At 46.5% G+C, this 20,182-nt stretch carries 16 protein-coding genes; 8 read left to right on the plus strand and 8 right to left on the minus strand.

Annotation, left to right across the window (positions count from 1 at the left end):
* Positions 1-121: 121 nt before the first annotated feature.
* The 7 genes from NO989_RS18540 to NO989_RS18570 form a co-directional block, all read right to left on the minus strand.
* Entirely contained in the window at positions 122-1,531 is a 1,410-nt protein-coding gene (locus NO989_RS18540; RefSeq protein WP_187447366.1) for a TolC family protein, read from the minus strand.
* A 4-nt stretch (positions 1,532-1,535) separates the two neighbouring features.
* Entirely contained in the window at positions 1,536-3,506 is a 1,971-nt protein-coding gene (locus NO989_RS18545; protein WP_371342988.1) for a MacB family efflux pump subunit, read from the minus strand.
* Position 3,507: 1 nt separating this feature from the next.
* On the minus strand, positions 3,508-4,686 hold the full coding sequence (locus tag NO989_RS18550; protein WP_321825096.1) for an efflux RND transporter periplasmic adaptor subunit: 1,179 nt from the start codon (positions 4,684-4,686) through the stop codon (positions 3,508-3,510).
* 172 nt (positions 4,687-4,858) lie between these two features.
* Positions 4,859-5,323, minus strand: coding sequence for a tRNA (uridine(34)/cytosine(34)/5-carboxymethylaminomethyluridine(34)-2'-O)-methyltransferase TrmL (gene trmL / locus NO989_RS18555; protein WP_014975499.1), 465 nt, complete (start codon positions 5,321-5,323; stop codon positions 4,859-4,861).
* A 152-nt stretch (positions 5,324-5,475) separates the two neighbouring features.
* Positions 5,476-6,453, minus strand: coding sequence for an alpha/beta fold hydrolase (locus NO989_RS18560; protein WP_321825095.1), 978 nt, complete (start codon positions 6,451-6,453; stop codon positions 5,476-5,478).
* Between the two features lie 64 nt (positions 6,454-6,517).
* A complete protein-coding gene (locus tag NO989_RS18565; protein WP_371342990.1) occupies positions 6,518-7,879 on the minus strand; it encodes an ATP-binding protein in 1,362 nt (453 codons plus the stop codon).
* Entirely contained in the window at positions 7,879-8,592 is a 714-nt protein-coding gene (locus NO989_RS18570) for a response regulator transcription factor (RefSeq protein WP_044556900.1), read from the minus strand. The genes NO989_RS18565 and NO989_RS18570 overlap by 1 nt, the downstream gene beginning before the upstream one ends.
* Positions 8,593-8,848: 256 nt before the next feature.
* On the opposite strand from NO989_RS18570, the gene NO989_RS18575 reads away from it, so the two are divergent.
* On the plus strand, positions 8,849-9,730 hold the full coding sequence (locus NO989_RS18575; protein ID WP_371342992.1) for a Spy/CpxP family protein refolding chaperone: 882 nt from the start codon (positions 8,849-8,851) through the stop codon (positions 9,728-9,730).
* Positions 9,731-9,875: 145 nt separating this feature from the next.
* On the opposite strand, the gene NO989_RS18580 is transcribed toward NO989_RS18575, so the two are convergent.
* Positions 9,876-10,286 carry a methylglyoxal synthase gene (locus NO989_RS18580; RefSeq protein WP_371342993.1) on the minus strand — a complete coding sequence of 137 codons (411 nt, stop codon included), beginning with the start codon at positions 10,284-10,286 and terminating at the stop codon, positions 9,876-9,878.
* Positions 10,287-10,899: 613 nt separating this feature from the next.
* Here NO989_RS18580 and argC point away from each other — a divergent pair.
* The 7 genes from argC to NO989_RS18615 all read left to right on the plus strand — a co-directional run bounded on the left by argC (position 10,900) and on the right by NO989_RS18615 (position 20,132).
* Positions 10,900-11,913 (plus strand): N-acetyl-gamma-glutamyl-phosphate reductase, encoded by a 1,014-nt coding sequence (argC, locus tag NO989_RS18585; RefSeq protein ID WP_371342994.1) that lies wholly within the window; start codon positions 10,900-10,902, stop codon positions 11,911-11,913.
* Positions 11,910-12,755 (plus strand): acetylglutamate kinase, encoded by an 846-nt coding sequence (gene argB, locus NO989_RS18590; RefSeq protein WP_039231060.1) that lies wholly within the window; start codon positions 11,910-11,912, stop codon positions 12,753-12,755. The genes argC and argB overlap by 4 nt, the downstream gene beginning before the upstream one ends.
* Positions 12,752-13,663, plus strand: a complete 912-nt coding sequence (locus NO989_RS18595) for an ornithine carbamoyltransferase (RefSeq protein ID WP_039231062.1) — start codon at positions 12,752-12,754, stop codon at positions 13,661-13,663. The genes argB and NO989_RS18595 overlap by 4 nt, the downstream gene beginning before the upstream one ends.
* Positions 13,664-13,700: 37 nt before the next feature.
* Complete coding sequence (locus tag NO989_RS18600) at positions 13,701-14,912, plus strand: argininosuccinate synthase (protein WP_014948050.1); 1,212 nt, start codon at positions 13,701-13,703, stop codon at positions 14,910-14,912.
* A 53-nt stretch (positions 14,913-14,965) separates the two neighbouring features.
* A complete protein-coding gene (gene argH, locus NO989_RS18605) occupies positions 14,966-16,348 on the plus strand; it encodes an argininosuccinate lyase (RefSeq protein ID WP_371342996.1) in 1,383 nt (460 codons plus the stop codon).
* Between the two features lie 18 nt (positions 16,349-16,366).
* Complete coding sequence (gene argA / locus NO989_RS18610) at positions 16,367-17,677, plus strand: amino-acid N-acetyltransferase (RefSeq protein ID WP_371342997.1); 1,311 nt, start codon at positions 16,367-16,369, stop codon at positions 17,675-17,677.
* Positions 17,678-17,894: 217 nt separating this feature from the next.
* Positions 17,895-20,132 (plus strand): EAL domain-containing protein, encoded by a 2,238-nt coding sequence (locus NO989_RS18615; RefSeq protein ID WP_371342999.1) that lies wholly within the window; start codon positions 17,895-17,897, stop codon positions 20,130-20,132.
* Positions 20,133-20,182: the final 50 nt, after the last annotated feature.

The raw sequence follows: 20,182 nt of genomic DNA on the forward strand, positions 1-20,182 counted from the left end.
ATCGCGATCGCAGCCTTCGGCTGCTAGAAAAAATAAACCCCTCCGAAAAAAGAGGGGTTTATCATCAATCTGAAGCCCTGTTCACAGGGCTTTTATATTACTGCTTGAAAAAATCTAAATGCTATGACGAAGTGATGTCGGCGCCTGCGCTTTCTCTGTAGGTGGCAATGACGGAAGAGAGTACTGCTTGATAGTTGCTGATCACAGATTGCCTAGCCGAGAAAAAGCTACGTTGAGCATTAAGCAAATTCAGAAAGTCAGTGTCACCGGCTTTGTAGCGAATATCCGCAAGACGATAAAGCTGCTGATTGTTTTCGAGCGAGGCTAACGCGTAGCGGTAGTTTTGTTTATTGAATACTAAGTTAGTTTGGCTATTTAACAATGCTTCTATCGCGCTAAGCACTGTCTGCTGATACTGTAATATCGCCAAATCAACATCCGTTTTTGCCGCCTTCTCTGCAGCTTCTAACCGTCCCCCATCAAACAGGGTTGCTGCTGAGCTTATTGCTGCGCCTAAGGTCCACCCTTGCGCTAAATCTAAAAGATCACTCACACCAATATCTGCACTTAAGCTCATGCCTGGAAGACCTGCCACTGACGCTTCGTAAAACGCTAAATCAGCCTGCTTAAATTGCGCTATAGCTAACTGAACATCTGGACGCTGCTTCAATACCTCAGCGCTTAATATAGGTGCCACTTCGGGCAGTGAAAAATCGGTTAGCGAAAGGGAAAGCAGCGCTTTTTGTTCAGGCGTATTAAATTGCATAGATTCATTACCTAACAATACCGCTAATGCCCGCTCATTAAGCGTTAAACTATTGCTCAGTCGCAGCACCTCCGACTGAGCACTGATCAATGTATTGCGCTGCTGGGAAACCTCAATACCTGAGGTATCCCCCTCTTCAAAGCGAATTTGAACTAGGTTTAGCAGCGCTTCGCTAATCTCTACGTTTTGCATCGCAATAGACAGCCGCGACTGCAGTGAAATCTGCTCAAGAAGGGTATTTATAAACAACGCCTGGGTGTCTAACAGCGCATCGGTAAACTGATACTGTGCAGTATCGATACCTAACTGACGACTGCGCTGCTGAGCATCTCGTGTACCCCATATGTCCGCGTCATAACTCAACCCCAGTCCACCTGAGGTAGAGTGGCTTGAACGGCCACTATCTAGGTCTCTTCCACTGCGTCCAGATGTCCTCGCCGTTATAGTCGGAACGTCACCTGCGTTAACTTGTGCTAACAGAAATTGCGCTCGTTTCACCCTCTGCTCGGCTTGATTAAGGGTTAAATTTTGGCTTTCAAGCGACTTCATAACGGGCGCAAGTTCAGCCACCTCGAACACCTTCCACCATGATGTTGTTATTTGACTAGTCGCGTCCACAGACTTCGCTTTTTGTAGCGCCTGCGTGTCAGTTTCGGGCAACGTTGTAGAAGGTGAGTAAGCGCAGCTTGCGGTCAGCACGATACAAGAGAACGCGCACAGTAATGAACGAGCGGCAAGAGGCACAGAAAAACGAAAAGAATGCATGGCGTTACTCCTCTGCCAACGCGTCAATGGGATTAAGCTTTGATGCTTTTTGAGCAGGGCCATAACCAAAAATGAGCCCTACAGCGAGAGATGTGACAAAAGCCAAAACGGGCGGCATTAGCGTGTAGGCGACAGGCACACTGAATGAAGCAACGATAAGGACAACAAAATAGCCCAGAAGAATGCCGAAGATACCACCCAAGATACACACTACCCATGCCTCGATATTGAACTGGCGCAATATATCGCGAGGTTTTGCGCCTGTGGCGATGCGTAGTCCAATCTCCCTCTTACGCTCAGATACGTTGACCAGCATGATATTCATTACACCGATACCGCCAACAAACAAAGATATGGCAGCAACAGACGCCAAGAGCCAAGTTAACGTGTCTTGCGTTTCCGTGACCGCCTCTACCAGTGACTCTGTGGTACGCACCATCACGTCTTCTTGTCCGTGACGTTCTACCAACAGTGCCAACACATCGTCTTTTACCTGAGTGGCTACTTCGGTACTTTCTGCCTTTATGGTAATGCTGCTTAAGTAATCTCGACCAAATACCTTCAAACGGCCAGTTGTAACCGGAATGAGCACTTCGTCATCCATATCGTTACCACCTGCACTGGCGCCCTTAGAATGAAGTACACCTACGACCTGATAGAAGGCATTTTGCATCAAAATGTACTCGCCTACTGCCCGATATTTATCTTCAAACAGGGTCTCTGCTACCGTATCTCCAATTACCACCACAGGTGCATAATTTGTTACGTCTTCATCGCTGAAAAACACGCCCTGCGCCATTTCCCAGTCTTTAGCATGAAAGTAATCAGGTGTGGTGCCTGTAATACGTCCTGAAAAATCGTTTTCGCTGTAGCGGATGGTTGCCCTTGCACTTCTTTCCGGCGCGACATAAGCCACACCCAGAACACTTTTCAATGCAGTGGCATCGGCTAATGTCAACGATGCAATATCACCGGATGAGCGCATGTTTCGTCCACCCGGCCTAATCGAAATCAGGTTCGTGCCAATGGTTTCAATGCGCTCTAGTACCTGCTGTTTACCTCCCTCACCGATGGCCATCATGGTCACCACTGCCGCTACTCCAATAATAATTCCCAAGAGTGTGAGCAAGGTTCTAAACCAATTCATTCTAAGGGCAGTGAACGCCATAGATAGGGCTGAAGAAAGTGAGATACTTGGAAAAGGTTTAATTGCCGGTACTGATTTAGGCTCTTGAGCATGTACGTGCTGCACTGAAGCCGCATTCTTTTCAAATGATTCACTTGTGCTAGGCGCAGCGGTTTTAGTATCTGTTACAATTTTCCCATCAAGCAAGTGTATTTGCCTGTCGGCATGTTCAGCAACTGCACTATCGTGGGTGATAAGAATAATAGTCACCCCTTCTGCGTGTAGCTCGCGAAGCAATGCCAGTAACTGTTCTCCGCTGGCCGAGTCAAGCGCCCCCGTGGGCTCGTCGGCTAATATTACTTCTGCACCATTAATTAAGGCGCGGGCTACCGAGACACGCTGTTGTTGGCCACCAGAAAGCTCTCCGGGCTTGTGCTCTTTTCTGCTTGCAAGCCCAAGTTTATCAAGCAACTGTTGCGCTTTTTGAGTACGCTCTTCGCTAGGCGTACCGCTGTATATTGCTGGCAGCGCCACGTTTTCAGTGGCGTTTAGCGACGACAGTAGCTGATAGCGCTGGAAAACAAAACCAAACGTTTTCAAGCGAAGAGCAGAAAGCTGGTCTGGGTTCAACGAAGACACTGACTGTCCGTGGATACGGTACTCCCCTTCTGAAGGGGTGTCTAAACATCCTAGGATATTCATCAAGGTCGACTTTCCTGACCCGGATTGCCCCATAATGGCGACAAATTCACCCTTATCGATTGATAACGAAACGTTATCCAATGCGGTGACTTCAAACCCTTCTGTTTTGTAGCGACGTGATACGCCATTAAGCTGTATTAACGACATATTAGAATCCGTCACGGCGGCGCGGTGGACCTGATGGCGGCTGCCCACCCGGCACTCTGCGCATACCCGCGGCCGGCATTGCGGTGCCGTCTGCTAGACCCACAACCACTTCATCACCTTCTGATAGGCCTTCCATAATTTGAATATGGGTTCTATTTTTTATGCCTACTTTTACTGGCGTGCGAACCACCTCATCGCCCTGTTTAAGCATCACGAATTGATTGCGAGCTCGTCCTTTTACTGCCGCTAACGGCACAGAAAGCGCGCCTTTCACCTGCTCTTGCACAAAGAACACTTGGGTAGTCATAGCATCCATTAAAGTGCGATCAGGATTCTCAACATCGATTAGCACTTGGTATAGCACTACGTCATTAAGTACAGTGGGTGTAGGTAGCACTTGACGAACGGTAGAGTGGTAGAAGGTTTTGTTATCGCCCAAGGTAGAGAAATAGACTGGCATGCCGCGCTTTATTTTCTGCACATCGGCTTCGGACACTTCTGCGCGTAGGGTCATTACTGATAAATCGGAAATTTGAAGCAACACGGGGGCGTTTTGATTGGCATTCAGGGTTTGCCCCTCACGCACCGGTAAGGTGGCTACAGTTCCGGATATTGGCGCAAATATCTTTGCAAAACCGAGCTTAGTAATATCCCCTTCCAGCGAGGCTTCGTCGGCTTTAATCTGTGCGATGCTAGCCGTGATCTTGGTATCGATAACTTTAAGGTTTGTATCACTGCTTACGACTACATCTTGGCTGACTGCATTTTGCTTAAACAAATTTTGATTGCGTTGCGCTCTCACTTCGGCGAGTTCTCGCTCTGCCCGCAGCTGAGCCAGCTGTGCTTTTTTGCTGTCCAGCGCCGCTTGAGAGTTCTGTACTTGTGTTTCAAATACACGGGCATCGATCTCTACCAGCAAATCGCCTTCTTTAACAATATCCCCCTCTTCAACGTGAATATTGTCTACCTGACCTGAAACCTGCGCACCTACCTCTACGTAGCGCTTGGGCTCAAGCTGACCTGTAGACACCAAATTTAATTCGATGTCTCGTATCTTTGCATCTTGAAAGAGATATTCGGTATTTGTCTGAGGTGAGTATAGCCAAGCATAAACAGCATAAGCAGGCACAAACACAATAATTGCAATGAGCAGTACTTTAATGGGTAGAGGGAGTTTCAAAGCATTTGATCCATAAAAAAAACTGAATGCAATATAGCGAATGTAAAGATTCGCCACGAGAGACAATCTTTACATTTACGCTATCTTTACAGACATTTTTAAATGCTGAATAAGCTTTTGATTTGAGTGGTTAAAAGAGTTTTTAGCAATACAGTAAGCGTTAAAGAAAGTACTAACGAGCACCCTCGTAACCAAACTGACGCCAGCTTTCATACACAAATACCGATACTGCATTAGACAAGTTCATACTACGACTGTCTGGCAACATAGGGATGCGAACACGCTGCTCTGGGGGAAGCGATTGAATATAGTCGTCTGGTAAACCTCGGGTTTCCGGTCCGAAAATTAACGCATCGCCTTTTTGATAAGACACATCGCTGTGAAATGCTTTGCCTTTCGTTGTGCAAGCGAAAACCCGTTTTGGCTTAGCATCATTCAGGTAAGCGTCTAAACTGGCGTGGCGCTTTACGTGAGCAAACTCGTGATAATCTAAACCTGCGCGTCGAACGCGTTTATCGTCCCATTCAAAACCCAAGGGCTCGATTAAGTGCAACATAAAGCCACTGTTTGCGCATAAGCGGATGATGTTTCCCGTATTTGGCGGGATTTCTGGCTGATAGAGTACGATATCGAGCATGCTTTTTTAAATTACCTTCACAGTTAACAACTCGTTTATTTTATACCGAAACGCTATTCTTCATCACCCTTGCGCACACTTTTATTACCTGTGAAATAGAAAGCACTGCTCTTAAGTACGATTACCTAACTAAATGTTAGCTATGATTGCACTTATGTAGACGAGTCTTCTATCAAAAAGTCGAGAATACGCGCCATGGAGCGCTCGCGAATGTCGTCAGACTCGGTGAATAGCTCATGGTAAGCGCGGGGCACTATTTCAAGTTTTGCATTTGGCATAAGCTGCGCCACGCGGCGCTGACGGTTATTATCAATAATCGCATCATCGTCTGCACTTAATACAAGCGAAGGCGTTGTAATAGCGCGTGCGCTACTTTCAATTTTGTTCATAGCCTGATGCGCCGCTGCCAACCACTCTGTAGTTACGCCACCAAGCTGAATATCCTGCTCTTCGTCATACAGCTCACGAAACAGGGCATAGCGGGTTTTGCTGTGGGTGAGCTTATTAAGTGAAAAAGGAAACGCGATATACGGGGTTTGACCAAAAAAGTACCCCGCATCTTTCTTTTTCATTCTGTTTACCGCAAGGCCTGTGCGAATTAAGCCATTCGCCAACCAATTGGGCAGAGCGGGTTTAATGCCAAACATGGGTGAAGCCAAAACGGCTTTTGAAAACAAGTTCGGAAGACGCAGCAGCGTGAGTGCACCAATGGCGCCCCCCATCGAATGGCATACCAGCTGTAACGGGCCTTGCTGCAGTGGCTTTACAATAGTTTCTACGAACATAACGAAGTCATCAACGTAGTCGTCAAAATCGGCAACATAACCATGCTGAGGGTCACGGGTCATCCTGTCTGACAAGCCTTGGCCTCTGTGATCTAAGATGAATACGGCGAAACCATTTTGATAGAGATCGTAAATAAACTCTTTGTACTTTAAATAAGATTCGATTCGACCAGAGCATATTACAATGGTAGCTCGCGGCGATTCTGGGATACAGTGCGCAAAGCGTACCTTGATATTGTCTTTCCCAGAGAAGTGGCCCTGAGTAACACTGTTTTGCCAGAAGGGATTGATATACGTGGCAAAAGTGCTGGCTAAGTTATTTTCAGACGTGAACGTCCAGTTCATAAATACCCTATTACAGTCAAATTGCGCTCTTTGTTAGGCTACGGAGTGCTATCAACGTTCCCAATCATAACTTGGGAAATGACATAGTAACTCGTAGCCCACCGCGCTCAGCAGGTTCAGCGATTATGCGTCCATGATGCAACTCAACTGCCGCTTTTGCAATGGATAAGCCCAAGCCTACGCCTCCTGACTCGCGCTCTCTGGCAAGAGTTGCCCTGTAAAACGGAGAAAATATACGCTCACATTCCTCACTGGTTAACCCGTCGCCGTCATCTGTAATGTGAATACACCAATGCTGCGCATCTTCGCTAAACGTAATATGCGTGACGAGTTTGCTATGACGTATGGCATTGCGAAGAACATTCTCGACAGCGCGACAAAACATCATGCTGTCAATGACTACCGTTTTTTTAGGTATATCGTCAATTTTTAACTGCTTGTTTTTATTTGCAGCTTCAAAGTTAGCATCGGTCAGTACATCGTTAAGTACCAAAGACAAAGCGTGCTTTTGCATGTTCGCCTCACCAGCTTCCGCGCGACTAAGTGTGAGTAATTGACTAACTAGCGCTTCCATTCGGTCAGCTTCTCGTTCTACGCGAGATAAGGTGGCTGGGTCTACGTTTTGCTGATGGGCAAGCCCTAACGCCATTTGCAATCGCGCTAGGGGTGAACGAAGTTCGTGAGAGACATCAGCTAATAATCGCTTTTGTGCGCCCCACATCGATTCGAGCTGCTCTGCCATTTTGTTAAAGTCGCGCGCCAACTGCCCTAACTCATCCTGACGCTTGGCGGCCTTGCCCACCCGTGTTTGCCAGTCGCCACTTGCTAAGCGTTTTGCTGAACCTTGAATGTGCAAAATAGGGTTGGTCAGCGTTTTAGCAAATAACCAACTCAAAAGCGTAGTCGTTATGAGTGCTATCGCCAAAAACAACAGAACGGGAGGGGTTTGCTTCTCTGGCATATCAAGCTTTACCGCAAAAAGCGCGAAGCGTGAATTGTCTCGCTCGAAGAAAACCGGGCCGAGAATTTTGAATGCGCCGCGCTTTACTGCAATCGGAGAAGTTTGATTGACTAGACGTAGCAAATCTTCTTTATCATTGTCGCGAAGAGGAGGGCCGCCCCCTGAGACAAGACGGTTGTCGCGAATATCGACAGCCACCAGCCTACCTCTTATACCACGTGAATTGCGATCAAGTGCTTCATGTAACGGTACACTTTGAAAGCGCTCGCGCTGCATTCGCTCAATAGCCTGGTTTAAATCCTCCACTTCGCGGGGCTTGATTTGCACAACTTGAAGGTCTTCAAAAAAGAGGCGACTTCCCCAAATGGCCAAAAGCGATGTAACAATGAACGTTGCCCAAAACCAAAGAAATAATCGGCCCATGATGGCCCTTGTTGGGCTGATGCTGCGTAACAGTTTTACCATTAATGGTTTCCAACAATTAACATATACCCTACTCCGCGAATGGTTTTGATTTTTTCATCAACGGCTACCGCACTGATTTTCTTTCGCAAGTTACTAACATGCATATCAATGCTTCTGTCGAAAGCTTGCAGAGGCTTGCCAAGAATCTTTAAACTTATTTCTTCTTTCGTTACTCGCTGAGCTGCGTTAAGCATTAATAGGCGCAAAATTAAGAACTCGGTTGTGGTTAGCGTTAATTCCACATCGTCCACTTTAGCGAGCTGACTACTTGGGCTTAAAAAGATGCCATTCACAAATAAGTCCTGTTCCACAGCGCCGCCTGAAGCGGAAAGATTATGGCGACGCACAATCGCTTTTATTCGCGCCACCAGCTCACGGTGGTTAAACGGTTTTGGTAAGTAATCATCAGCGCCCATTTCCAGACCCAATATACGGTCGTAATCATCGCCTCTTGCAGTCAGCATAAGCACAGGTGTGCTGTGGCTAGCTCGCAGCTTTTTCAATACGTCAAACCCATCCATTTTAGGCATCATCACATCCAGCAAAATAAGGTCGTAATGACGGCCAGACACAGCCTCAGATAACCCTTCTTCACCGTCGTTACGCACTTGCACCTGATACCCCATACTCGACAGATACGCAGAAAGCATTTCTGTCAGCTCAAGGTCATCATCGATAACAAGAATAGACTGCAAATGAAAATCTGAACTCATGGTATTAAACTCTTTAACGGTTGTAACTGCTGACCTTTGATTCATGAAAGTGCCTGTAATTTTTATAAACTTCAACCTACGTTTGTGGTGAGTTTTGTCTAAATTCAACGAAAAGCACTGACAAACGCATACTATATCTTTTCAGACCTTTACAATCACAAAACGGCATCACCTTTACAGAAGCTTTACAGTGCGTTGACTGCTTTTTGTATTTATCACGCTAGGATTAACGTGTCCGAACAAAAAGGAGACGACAATGAAAAAGTTATTAATTGCTAGTGCAACTGTAGCGGCGATTAGCTTAGGTGGATTTGCGTTGGCGCAGCCAGCAGGCCCAGGTATGCGTCACCACGAACCGGTTAAAGAAATTGTTAAACACCTTCGCGGTTTAAGCTTAAGCGACGCACAGCGCGAAGAGATAAAAACACTCGTAAGCGCATTTAAAGACGCTAACCCTCGAGTTGAATATCAAGATAGTGAAAAGCCAGATTTCGATTTTGAAACCGCTTCTGAGGCACAAATCAGTGCTTTTATAGAAACTCAGTTTGAAGAGCGAGAGTCGAAACATTTTGCTCTTGCTCAACTACGCCACAATATATTTAACGTGCTAAGTGAAGAGCAGCAAGCGAAAGTCCTGGCGCGTGAGGAAAGTAGGGAAGAAAAAAGAGCAGCGAAAGGTGACAAGCGCCGCGACGCATCTAACGAGCGAAAATCACAGTTTGCAAAACGCATGGATGGTGAAGGTAAAGGCAAAAAATTCCGCGGTCACGGTAAAAGTGAAAGAGGCGACAGAAATCACCAGCGTAATGGCACGCCGTTTAAAGGCATTGACCTGACCGATGATCAGCTGGCAAATCTTGCTGAGCTTCGTGAATCATTCAAGGACACATCCAATGCGAACAGAGAAACACTGCGAAGCTTCAAGGATGCCCAGCGCGACCTGATTAGAAGCTCGTCTTTCTCACAAGACTCTTGGAACGCGCTTGTTGCCCAGTACAAAGACGACCTTGTCAGTGCTGGTGTTGAAAAGGCCAAACAGCGCCAGGCCATGTTTGCAGTACTAACGCCTGAACAGCAAGCTGAGTTAAAAGCGCAGCGCGAAGAAGGTCGAAAGCTACGTGACTTACTGCGATCTTAGTATTCAGTAACACCCTAACCCACCGTAAAAAGTGCTGGCCCTGGCCAGCCTTTTTTATGGCTGGCTTTCAACCTGCTGACTTTCTTTTAAACTACGTTTCGCCCAAAATATTTGACGTTACCGAATTTGAGCTAAAAGCTGACTGCTAAAAATTCGGTTTAACTGGCTTGTAGTCGGGTGACAAAAAAAGCGGCGACGTTATTACTAAATCAGCTGTGGCTGGTGTGCAGGCGACTGGGACATTCCATACCGAACACAGTCGTAGCAGCGCTTTAACGTCAGGGTCGTGAGGCGCTGGGTTTAGCGGATCCCAAAAAAAGAAAAGTGCATCTAGCTTATTATCAGCGATGAGTGCTCCTATCTGCTGGTCGCCCCCAAGCGGGCCACTTTTATAGCGCGTAACTTCTAGCCCCGTTTCATTGGCAATTAAACCGCCTGTTGTGCCTGTGCCCACTAAATTACACTGTTTGAGCACATCAATGTGCTGCTTAACCCAAGCAAGTAGCTCAGGCTTTTTATGATCGTGCGCAACAAGCGCCAAGGTAAGTTTGCCCATTTTATTTTCCGAGTTAATCCTAACAACCAATACTCACGGCCACTGTCGACATACGGTAACAATTTACCCGCTTTGCATGGTTAGACACTGTAACTAGTCATATCACGCATTAATGATGAGCGATGTGCATTACTGGTAAACATTTCCACTCAGCCATGTCAGGCAGTGAGTATAAATATTCAGTTCTATTGCGTAACTTGTCAACTTACTGTCACAACTACAAATATATTATTAGTTATATTTTTTGTGACTTAGCTGCCGTAACGACTCAATAAAATATTTATACATTTTTATTGCATAAAAATTCAAATTAGATACACTAGTCGACGGTTAAAGCATCCAACTCACAATTTTGAGTTGCGACTTGATAGGAATTGATGATGACACAACCAACTCGCGTTGTTGGTTCAACCACTGGCAACGATAAAGAGTTTAACTCTCCCCTGGCTGGCTACACGATGCATAGCGTACGACGATGCGTGCGCCTTTCTATGCTTTTGCGGTAGCACACTTTTTACCTTTGTGATGTGGTCGCGGTTAGGCAACGAATAACGCCCAACCAGTTTACAAAGGTAAAAAGTGATTTTTTTCTCCTTTTATTGAATTTTTAATTATGTACAGCGTTTCGATTATTGGTGCCAGTGGTTACACAGGGGCACAACTTGTTCAGTTGGTTATTCAACACCCAAAACTAGTATTGGCGGGCACGTATGTGTCTGAGAATAGTAGCGACGCGGGTAAGAACATTGCAGAGCTTCACGGTAACTTGGCTCACGTAAACTCTACACTTACGCCTATTTCGGATGCGGCATTAAAAGAAATAGCTGACGGTGTCGATTTTATCTTTCTTGCCACACCGCACGAGGCGAGCCACGACTGGATGCCTGTCCTATCTTCGGGCAAAGCCAAAGTGCTCGATTTGTCGGGTGCATTCAGGCTAAAAGACACGAATGTCTTCGAACAGTTCTACGGCTTTCCGCATATGCAAGAGCAAAGCTTGGCTCAAGCTGTTTACGGCCTTGCCGAGTGGCATGAAGCGCAAATTGCCTCTGCCGACGTTATCGCTGTGCCGGGGTGCTACCCCACTGCGAGCCTTAGTGCGCTTAAACCTCTTGCACATAACAATTTACTGGATGAAAGCGTACGCCCTGTAATTAACGCTGTTTCAGGCGTATCGGGTGCAGGAAGGAAAGCCAGCCTAACCACCAGCTTTTTTGAAGTTAGCCTGCAGGCATACGGCGTGCTAGGCCATCGTCACACCCCAGAAATTGAAGCTTACTTGGGCACCCCTGTTATCTTTACGCCGCACTTGGGTAATTTTAAACGGGGGATCTTGGCGACCGTGACCGTTAAGGTTAAAGCTGGTACCACCAGCGCACAACTTGAACAAGCGTACACTGACGCCTATGCTGATAAACCCATTGTGCGTTTGCGCAAGAGTTTTCCAAAAATTGATGACGTTGCTCATACCCCATTTGTTGATCTGCATTGGAAGTTAGATGAAGCATCTGGATACGCAGTGATTACCGCTGCAATCGACAACGTAATGAAAGGTGCTGCCTCTCAGGCAATACAATGCCTTAACATAATGACGAAACAACCAGTAGAGACAGGGTTAGTACTATGAGTGTTTCACCAATTGTAATTAAAGTTGGCGGTGCATTACTTGACGATACCGCCGCAATGACGCGTTTATTTCTAAGCGTAAAAGACGTGCAGGCCACACGCCCCGTCGTAGTGGTTCACGGAGGCGGACCATTAGTGGAGACGCTTATGGCGAGTCTTGGTCTTCAAAGCACAAAAATTGATGGCCTTCGGGTTACGCCCGATGAACATATGCCTTATATCTGCGGAGCCCTCGCAGGCTCTGCCAACAAGCAACTATGCGCAGCGGCTTTGGCTTCAGGCTTAACCCCTGTTGGTTTGTCGTTGTTAGACGGCAATATGGTGGTGTGTGAGCCTCTAGCTGACCAGTATGGCGCCGTGGGCGTACCGTCAACAGCAGATGCATCATTTCTAAAAAGCGTATTAGCCCAGTCAACACTACCGGTTATCAGTTCTATTGGTTCAAGCCCACAAGGCAGATTACTAAATGTAAACGCCGACCAAGCCGCAACGGTTATTGCCGAGCTTCTTAACGCTGAACTTTTACTTCTTTCCAATGTTGACGGTGTGCTAGACGGTGATAAATTGCTAATTAGCGAACTTAACGCAGCAAGCATATCGAAGTACGCAGATGAAGGCGTTATCACCGACGGGATGAAAGTAAAAGTGGATGCGGCACTCGCGTCAGCGGAAAATTTAGGCCGCGCGGTTTACATCGCGAGTTGGGCCGCCGACATCAACGACATTTTAAATAAAAAAACGGGCACGCAAATACTGCCCTCAGCCCTGACAAATACACCGTCAAAAAACGCTGATTTACCCCACACCGACTTTACAAAAGGCAATGCCGGAGAAGTACAATGAAACAGGACCTACTAACCTTTGCAGACTGGACACCCGACGCAATGAAAAATTTGCTGCAATTGGCTGTAGAAATTAAACAAGCCCCAGCAAGTTACAGCAACGTGCTAGCAGGGAAGTCAATTGTTGCCCTGTTTGAAAAGCCGTCTTTGCGAACCCGCGTTAGCTTCGATATTGGTATCAACAAGCTTGGCGGCCACATGGTGTATTTAGATGTGCAGTCAGGCAAATTAGCCGGCCGTGAAGACGCAGTAGACACCGCCGCTAATCTTGCGTGCTGGGCTGACGCCATTGTTGCTCGCGTGTTTTCTCACGATACGCTAGAAACCTTTTCTAAGGCGGCAAACGTGCCGGTTATCAATGCGCTGTGCGATAAATACCACCCGTGCCAAGGCCTTGCCGACTACCTCACAATGTTTGAACGCTTCGGCAAAACCGAAGGTCTTACTATGGCCTATGTAGGCGACGGCAACAATGTAACCCATTCTCTGTTAATTGTTGGGGCGCTTCTGGGTTGCAACCAAGTTGTAGTCACGCCAGAGGGGCACGAAGCGGCACCTGAAATTGTGGCGCAAGCCAAAGCGATTGCCGAGAAAACGGGTGTATCGATTGTTGAAAGCACGGACCTTAGTGCTGCTAACGGCGCAGACGTTATCTATGCAGATACATGGCTTTCAATGGGTGACGAGACGCCACTTGAAGTGATCAAAGAAAAGTTCATGCCTTATCAGGTGAACGAAGCGTTGATGGAAGCAACCGGTGCTAGCTACGTGATGCACTGCCAACCTGCCCATCGCGATTTAGAAATTACGGGCTCGTTGATTGATAGCGATAAATCGCTATTAATGCAGCAAGCCGAAAATAGAATGCATGGCCAAAACGCCATTCTTACTCAATTACTTAACGCTTAATAAGACGCCTAAAAAGACGCTTAGAAGGATTATTTAGATGCAAAACGTAAAAAAAATCGTGCTGGCCTATTCAGGCGGGCTTGATACATCAGCCATCATTCCATGGCTTAAAGAAAACTATGGCTGTGAAGTTGTCGCGTTTGCGGCCGACGTGGGTCAAGGTGATGAAGAACTAGAAGGGCTTCATGAAAAAGCTATCGCATCTGGCGCAAGCGAATGCCACATTGTTGATTTGAAAGAAGAGTTCGTAAGTGAATATATCTTCCCAACTATTACTACAGGTGCAGTTTACGAAGGTGAATATCTACTGGGTACGTCAATGGCACGCCCCGTTATCGCCAAAGCGCAAGTTGAGATTGCGCGCAAAGTAGGTGCCGACGCACTATGCCACGGCTGTACCGGTAAAGGTAACGATCAGGTGCGCTTTGAAAGTACCTTTGCAGCCCTAGCCCCAGACCTTACGGTAATCGCGCCATGGCGTGAGTGGGACATGGTAAGCCGTGAAGATCTATTGGCTTATCTAGCTGAGCGCAATATTCCAACCACGGCGTCAGCAACAAAAATTTACAGCCGCGATGCAAACGCATGGCATATTTCACACGAAGGCGGCGAGCTTGAAGATCCATGGCAAGAGCCTACCAAGCAAGTGTGGACTATGACCGTTGACCCTGAAGATGCACCAGACACACCTGAGCGCGTAACCCTGTCTTTTGACGAAGGTAAACTGACTCATGTTGATGGTGAGGCACTCTCGCCGTATCAAGCGCTAGTTAAACTTAATACTGTAGCTGCGGCGCATGGTGTTGGACGTATCGACATTGTAGAAAACCGTCTTGTAGGTATGAAGTCTCGTGGCTGTTATGAAACACCAGGAGGCACCGTACTGCTTAAAGCGTATAAAGCCCTGGAAACTATGGTGCTAGATAAAGCTGCGCTTAAATACCGTGAGCAGATTGGTCTTGAGTTCTCACACGTGATGTACGACGGTCGTTGGTTCACCGCACTTAACGATGCGCTATTAGCTGGTGCAGCTTCCTTTGCGAAAAAAGTAACAGGCGATATCGTGGTTAAGCTTTACAAAGGCCAAGCTACGGTAACCCAGCGTCAATCGCCAAATAGCCTTTACTCTGAAGACTTTGCCACCTTTGGTGCTGACGACGTTTACGACCAGAAGCACGCTGAAGGCTTTATCCGCCTGTTCAGCCTTTCAAGTCGTATCGAAGCACTGAAAAAACAAGGTGAACAGTAAGCTTTACCTACAAAAGTAAAGCTTAAGTCAGAACAGCATTTAAGGAGCATCACATGGCGTTGTGGGGTGGCCGGTTTGAATCCGGTGCAAGTAGTATGTTTAAACAGGTTAACGACTCGCTGCCGTTTGACCAAGTTATGGCAAGCCAAGATATTCAAGGCTCTATCAGTTGGTCGCGTGCGCTGCAAAAAGCAGGCGTATTGACCGTTGATGAACAAGCCCAGCTTGAGTCTGCATTGAGCGAGTTAAAAGCGAAAGCTGATGCAGGTGAACTAGACTTTAACGCATCTAGCGAAGAAGACATTCACAGCTTTGTTGAAGCTGCGCTTATAGAGAAGCTTGGTGACATTGGTCGTAAGCTTCATACCGGGCGTAGCCGAAACGATCAGGTTGCCACCGACTTTCGCTTGTGGGTACGTGAACATATTGCCTCACTTCGCGCGGATGTTTTAGGTGTAATAAAGTCGCTTCTTAATGCCGCTAGCCGTCATCAAGAAGCGATCATCCCAGGTTACACTCACTTACAACGTGCACAGCCTATTCACTTTGCACACTGGTGCTTGGCTTACGTTGAAATGCTAAAGCGTGACTTAAGCCGTTTAGACGACTTGAAAGTACGCATGAATCAGTGCCCTTTAGGCTCTGGCGCATTGGCAGGCACTACTTTCCCTGTAGACCGTCATGCCATTGCTGAAGAACTGGGCTTTGATTCTCCATGCCTAAACAGCCTTGATGCTGTATCGGACAGAGACTTTGTGCTAGAGCTTTTATTTGTAGCCAGCACTAGCATGATGCACTTGTCACGTCTTGCCGAAGACATGATTTTCTATAACTCTGGCGAAGCAGGATTCTTACAGCTTGGCGATAGTGTAACCTCTGGTTCATCGCTTATGCCGCAGAAGAAAAACCCAGATGCACTAGAGTTAATGCGCGGCAAATGTGGCCGTGTATTCGGTTCTTTGCAGGCACTATTGGTTACCATGAAAGGCCTTCCTCTTGCGTACAACAAAGACATGCAAGAAGACAAAGAAGGCGCTATCGACACCGTGAATCAGTGGCATATTTGTTTATGTATTGCCAGTGAAGTGCTTGATTCACTAAAGTTAAACGAAGAGCGCTGTCGCGTTGCGGCAACCCAAGGCTTCTCTAACGCCACGGAACTTGCCGATTATCTGGTAGGTAAAGGTGTACCGTTTAGAACAGGCCACGATATTGCAGGACGCGTTGTGCTTCAGGCCATCGACAAAGGCTGCGCCATTGAAGATTTACCACTAAGCGACATGCAGGCTATTTGCGATAAAATTGAAGACGACGTATACCCGGTACTACAGCTAGAGTACGGCGTGAATCAACGCAATATTTTGGGCGGCACCAGCAAAGAAACCGTGACGAAAGCACTGTATCAAGAGCTGGAAGACTTGGATAAGCAAGGGTAGCGACAAGGAACTGCTTAGATGGTATTAGCGCATCATGACGGCATAAAACTGTTTCGCAGTTCACTGCCCTATATTAATGCTCACCAGGGAAAGACCTTCGTTTTGATGTTCGGTGGCGAAGCCATCGAACATCCTAATTTCCCTAATATTATTCACGACATTGCCCTACTTAACAGCTTAGGCGTGCGCGTGGTCGTAGTGCACGGTGCCCGCCCACAGATTGATCAGCGCGTTGCCCTTCGCAACATCGAAGGTCGCTTTGACAGCGGTGTACGCATTACCGACAAACAAACCCTTGAGTGCGTTAAAGATGCCGCCGGCTCGGTACGCTCTCAGGTAGAAGCCTTATTGACTATGGGGCTTCCAAACTCGCCTATGCATGGCTCGCAAATACGCGTGTGCTCTGGCAACTTAGTCGTTGCCAAGCCAATGGGCGTGCGGGGCGGCGTTGATTTTGAAAACACCGGTTTAGTGCGCCGTATTGATACCACCGGCATTAACGATCACTTAAACGATGGCTCAATTGTGCTGCTATCGCCTATGGGCTATTCATCAACGGGAGAAGTGTTTAACTTGTCTCACGAAGATGTGGCCACGCAGGCGGCGATTGCCCTTAAAGCTGACAAACTGATCGTATTTTCGAATTTTGATGGTGTATACAACCGCGAAGGTCGTTTACTTCGCACCATTGAACGCCCTCAATTAGAACAGCTTATCATGGCAGGCGACATTACCACTGAAGATACGGTGTTGAGCGCCCTCACCACCAGCGTTGCTGCAGGTGTTCCCCGTGCCCACTGCATCAGCTTTGAAAAGGATGGCGCATTGCTACAAGAACTGTTTACTCGTGACGGTACAGGCTCGCTAGTAATGGAACATCATTACGAACAGCTGCGTGCAGCGACCATCGAAGATGTGGGCGGTATCTTAAAGCTGATAAAACCGCTAGAAGAAAGCGGCGTATTGGTAAAGCGTTCTCGTGAGCGTTTAGAGAACGAAATTAACCAGTTTATAGTGATAGTGCGCGACGGCATGATCATCGCCTGTGCAGCCTTGTATTTATACCCCGAAGACGGTTGTGCCGAACTAGCCTGTGTGGCGACCCACCAAGACTATCGCGGCAAAAACCGTGGCGAACGGATTTTAGATGAAGTGCGCACCCGTGCTAAAGAAGCCGGTATTAACAGTATTTTTGTACTGACCACAGTTACCGCACACTGGTTTTTGGAGCAAGGGTTTGAACCTGCTGACATAAGTGCGCTACCTGCCGTAAAGAAAGAGCTATATAACTTCCAGCGTAATTCTAAAGTATTCACTTTATCGGTATAAGGCCCTGCGCACTAAGCTCAATCAATTAAGACGTTTCCTTATTGTTAATTAGTAAGGAAACTTCCCTCTCCTTTTTATATCATATTGAATATATTAGTGTTATGACTATGTTTATTGCTACCACTCACATTAGCAAAGGGTTATATTAACCATTCACTCCGGTGAATTATTTGCAACACTCTAGTATTGAACTTATTTAAACGTCAGCGGTTTACTAGTGATTTCTCGAACAATAAGAATTTTAAAACACTATCTTTTAGTTGATGAAGATAACCTAAGAACCACCGATGCTGACGTGTGGCGCCTCAGTGTGCTGCGCACTATTCTGCTCATTGGCGTTGTCCTTACCTCGGCCATCGTGGCGCACTCTTCATATACTGCGTATGTACAGGAACTTTATTATGTTATGTACTTAACGCTGGGCTTCACTGCCTTTCTCTTCGCCACACTTTCGATAGGCTTGAAGCATATAAAGATCGCTTCTGCTTGCTTAGTCTTAGCGGTAGTTGGAGCCTCACTATGCATACTCTTCTTCACAATAGATTTAGAATCAGCGCGTTATGGCTTACTTTTGCTGTTTACGCTGCCTATTATTGTTCGAGTTTTGTATGGGGTGAAAGCATCCATTGCGACCATGCTATTCAATCTCATTCCGTATTATTTACTGCTGAACAATACGCAAGTATCTCCTTTGTTCGGCATTGATATTACATTGCCGGATACCCACACGTATTTAGCATCGTTAATTTTCCTGTTTTTCAATTTCTGCATTCCAATGGCTGTACTGCGGGTCATGTCGTCATTAGAAAAACAGTCTGAGCACAATTTATTACAAAGCAAAAAGCTTAATAAACTTGTTAGCCGTTATCAGGAAATTTTTAACAATGGTGGTACACCGTCTTTCTTTTGTGACGAACAAGGACGCATAATTCAGGCTAACAAGGCTGCAAGAGCGCTAGTCAAAAAGTACCGCCCAGAGAGTGAATATATTCAAGATCTCTTCTCTTTATCTCACCCCATTACAAAGGGCGTAAACCAACACGCTTCCATTTTTAACGCACCCGAACGAGAATTTAAGCTTCAACCTGCTAGCCTTGAGCATCACAAAAAACAACTTATCCACTGCCATGATATATCCGCCAATAAGAAAAGCTTGATGGAGTTTGATGCATTCAAGAAGCAGCAGTATGAGAAGCACTATTTTAATGAACTAACGGGACTGAAAAACCATCACTTTTGGAAAATAGCGGAGTCGAGCGAGAGTATTTTAAATCGACATATTGTCCTGCTGAAACTGGCTAACCTCAGAGAAGTAAACCTGCAATACGGTTACAGTCAAGGTGACCAGCTGCTTTTAAGCGTAGCGTCACTTTTAAAAAGCGAATTTACAAATGATGTCTCGGTATACCAATTCCCTGGCGCTAAATTCTTATTTATCGTAAACGGCAAACATCTTTCAACACAAAGTATAGAACATTATCTTGAGCGTCGATTGCCCACCAGCATGGTTATCAACTCAGCGCGAGGCACTGTAGAACATATGCTGAAATGGCGAGCGGGGCATTATCATGCCAGTCGTGAAATTAGTTTAGATGCGGCCGCCGAGTGCTGCGCAATAGCGCTAAGCCAAAGCGATGAATTCGCGCCGTACATCTCATTTAGTATCAATACAGTGAAGACTATTCGAGAAAATACGCAACAAAAAGATAAGGTAAAGGCCCTTCTTGATAATGGGTGTCTTGCTTTGTATTTGCAGCCTCAGGTGTCGCTCCATGGCGTTACGGTGGGCTACGAAGTGCTGGCAAGATTGAAAGAGCCAAAGTCTGGTACTGTTCTTCAACCATTTCAGTTTCTGCCTTTGGTGGAAGAAAACAAATGGGAAGTACTGTTCACACAAAAAATTATCGATGGCACCTTGGCACTTTTAGACAAGTGGCCTAGCAACCTACCCAAGGTCCCCCTAGCGATTAACTTATCGGGGCCAGAACTACTTAGCGACCTCTTTTATGAAAAGCTATTACGTCGCTTCTCAGAGAGCCCTGAGCTCGGAGAACGCCTTAAATTAGAGCTAACAGAGACGTCTGTATTAGCCAGCCATTACGAGACTAAGCGACGCCTAACGTCGTTAGCCAATGTAGGAGCAACCATTATTATTGACGACTTCGGCACTGGTCACGCATCACTTTCCCAACTTATTGATATGTCTGCTAGCGTTATAAAGGTAGATAGAGAGTTTGTAGAAAGAGTAGAAACGTCTGAACGACATCGCAAGATTGTTAAGATGACTCTAGACCTCGCTAAGAGTCTAGACATGCAGACCATTGCCGAAGGGGTAGAAACACAGGCGCAGCTGCGTGTACTTAAAGACATGGGTTTCAATATTTTCCAAGGTTATTTATTTGGAAAACCGGCTCCTATTGAGCATTGGGTTAAGACGGCAAAAGCACGCGCATAAAAACGTGAAAATCGCGACTTGCGCTCAACATGTGTAATTATCAGAAATTG

The sequence above is a fragment of the Alteromonas sp. DY56-G5 genome, assembly GCF_041414725.1.
GTDB lineage: Bacteria > Pseudomonadota > Gammaproteobacteria > Enterobacterales > Alteromonadaceae > Alteromonas > Alteromonas macleodii.

What these genes read in the sequence shown, in the direction of transcription:
- NO989_RS18575 (WP_371342992.1), top strand. Translation starts at nt 8,849, where the DNA reads ATGAAAAAGTTATTAATTGCTAGTGCAACTGTAGCGGCGATTAGCTTA.
- argC (WP_371342994.1), top strand. Translation starts at nt 10,900, where the DNA reads ATGTACAGCGTTTCGATTATTGGTGCCAGTGGTTACACAGGGGCACAA.
- NO989_RS18560 (WP_321825095.1), bottom strand. Translation starts at nt 6,453, where the DNA reads ATGAACTGGACGTTCACGTCTGAAAATAACTTAGCCAGCACTTTTGCC.
- trmL (WP_014975499.1), bottom strand. Translation starts at nt 5,323, where the DNA reads ATGCTCGATATCGTACTCTATCAGCCAGAAATCCCGCCAAATACGGGA.
- NO989_RS18580 (WP_371342993.1), bottom strand. Translation starts at nt 10,286, where the DNA reads ATGGGCAAACTTACCTTGGCGCTTGTTGCGCACGATCATAAAAAGCCT.
- NO989_RS18570 (WP_044556900.1), bottom strand. Translation starts at nt 8,592, where the DNA reads ATGAGTTCAGATTTTCATTTGCAGTCTATTCTTGTTATCGATGATGAC.
- argH (WP_371342996.1), top strand. Translation starts at nt 14,966, where the DNA reads ATGGCGTTGTGGGGTGGCCGGTTTGAATCCGGTGCAAGTAGTATGTTT.
- argA (WP_371342997.1), top strand. Translation starts at nt 16,367, where the DNA reads ATGGTATTAGCGCATCATGACGGCATAAAACTGTTTCGCAGTTCACTG.
- NO989_RS18565 (WP_371342990.1), bottom strand. Translation starts at nt 7,879, where the DNA reads ATGGTAAAACTGTTACGCAGCATCAGCCCAACAAGGGCCATCATGGGC.
- NO989_RS18595 (WP_039231062.1), top strand. Translation starts at nt 12,752, where the DNA reads ATGAAACAGGACCTACTAACCTTTGCAGACTGGACACCCGACGCAATG.
- NO989_RS18540 (WP_187447366.1), bottom strand. Translation starts at nt 1,531, where the DNA reads ATGCATTCTTTTCGTTTTTCTGTGCCTCTTGCCGCTCGTTCATTACTG.
- argB (WP_039231060.1), top strand. Translation starts at nt 11,910, where the DNA reads ATGAGTGTTTCACCAATTGTAATTAAAGTTGGCGGTGCATTACTTGAC.
- NO989_RS18545 (WP_371342988.1), bottom strand. Translation starts at nt 3,506, where the DNA reads ATGTCGTTAATACAGCTTAATGGCGTATCACGTCGCTACAAAACAGAA.
- NO989_RS18600 (WP_014948050.1), top strand. Translation starts at nt 13,701, where the DNA reads ATGCAAAACGTAAAAAAAATCGTGCTGGCCTATTCAGGCGGGCTTGAT.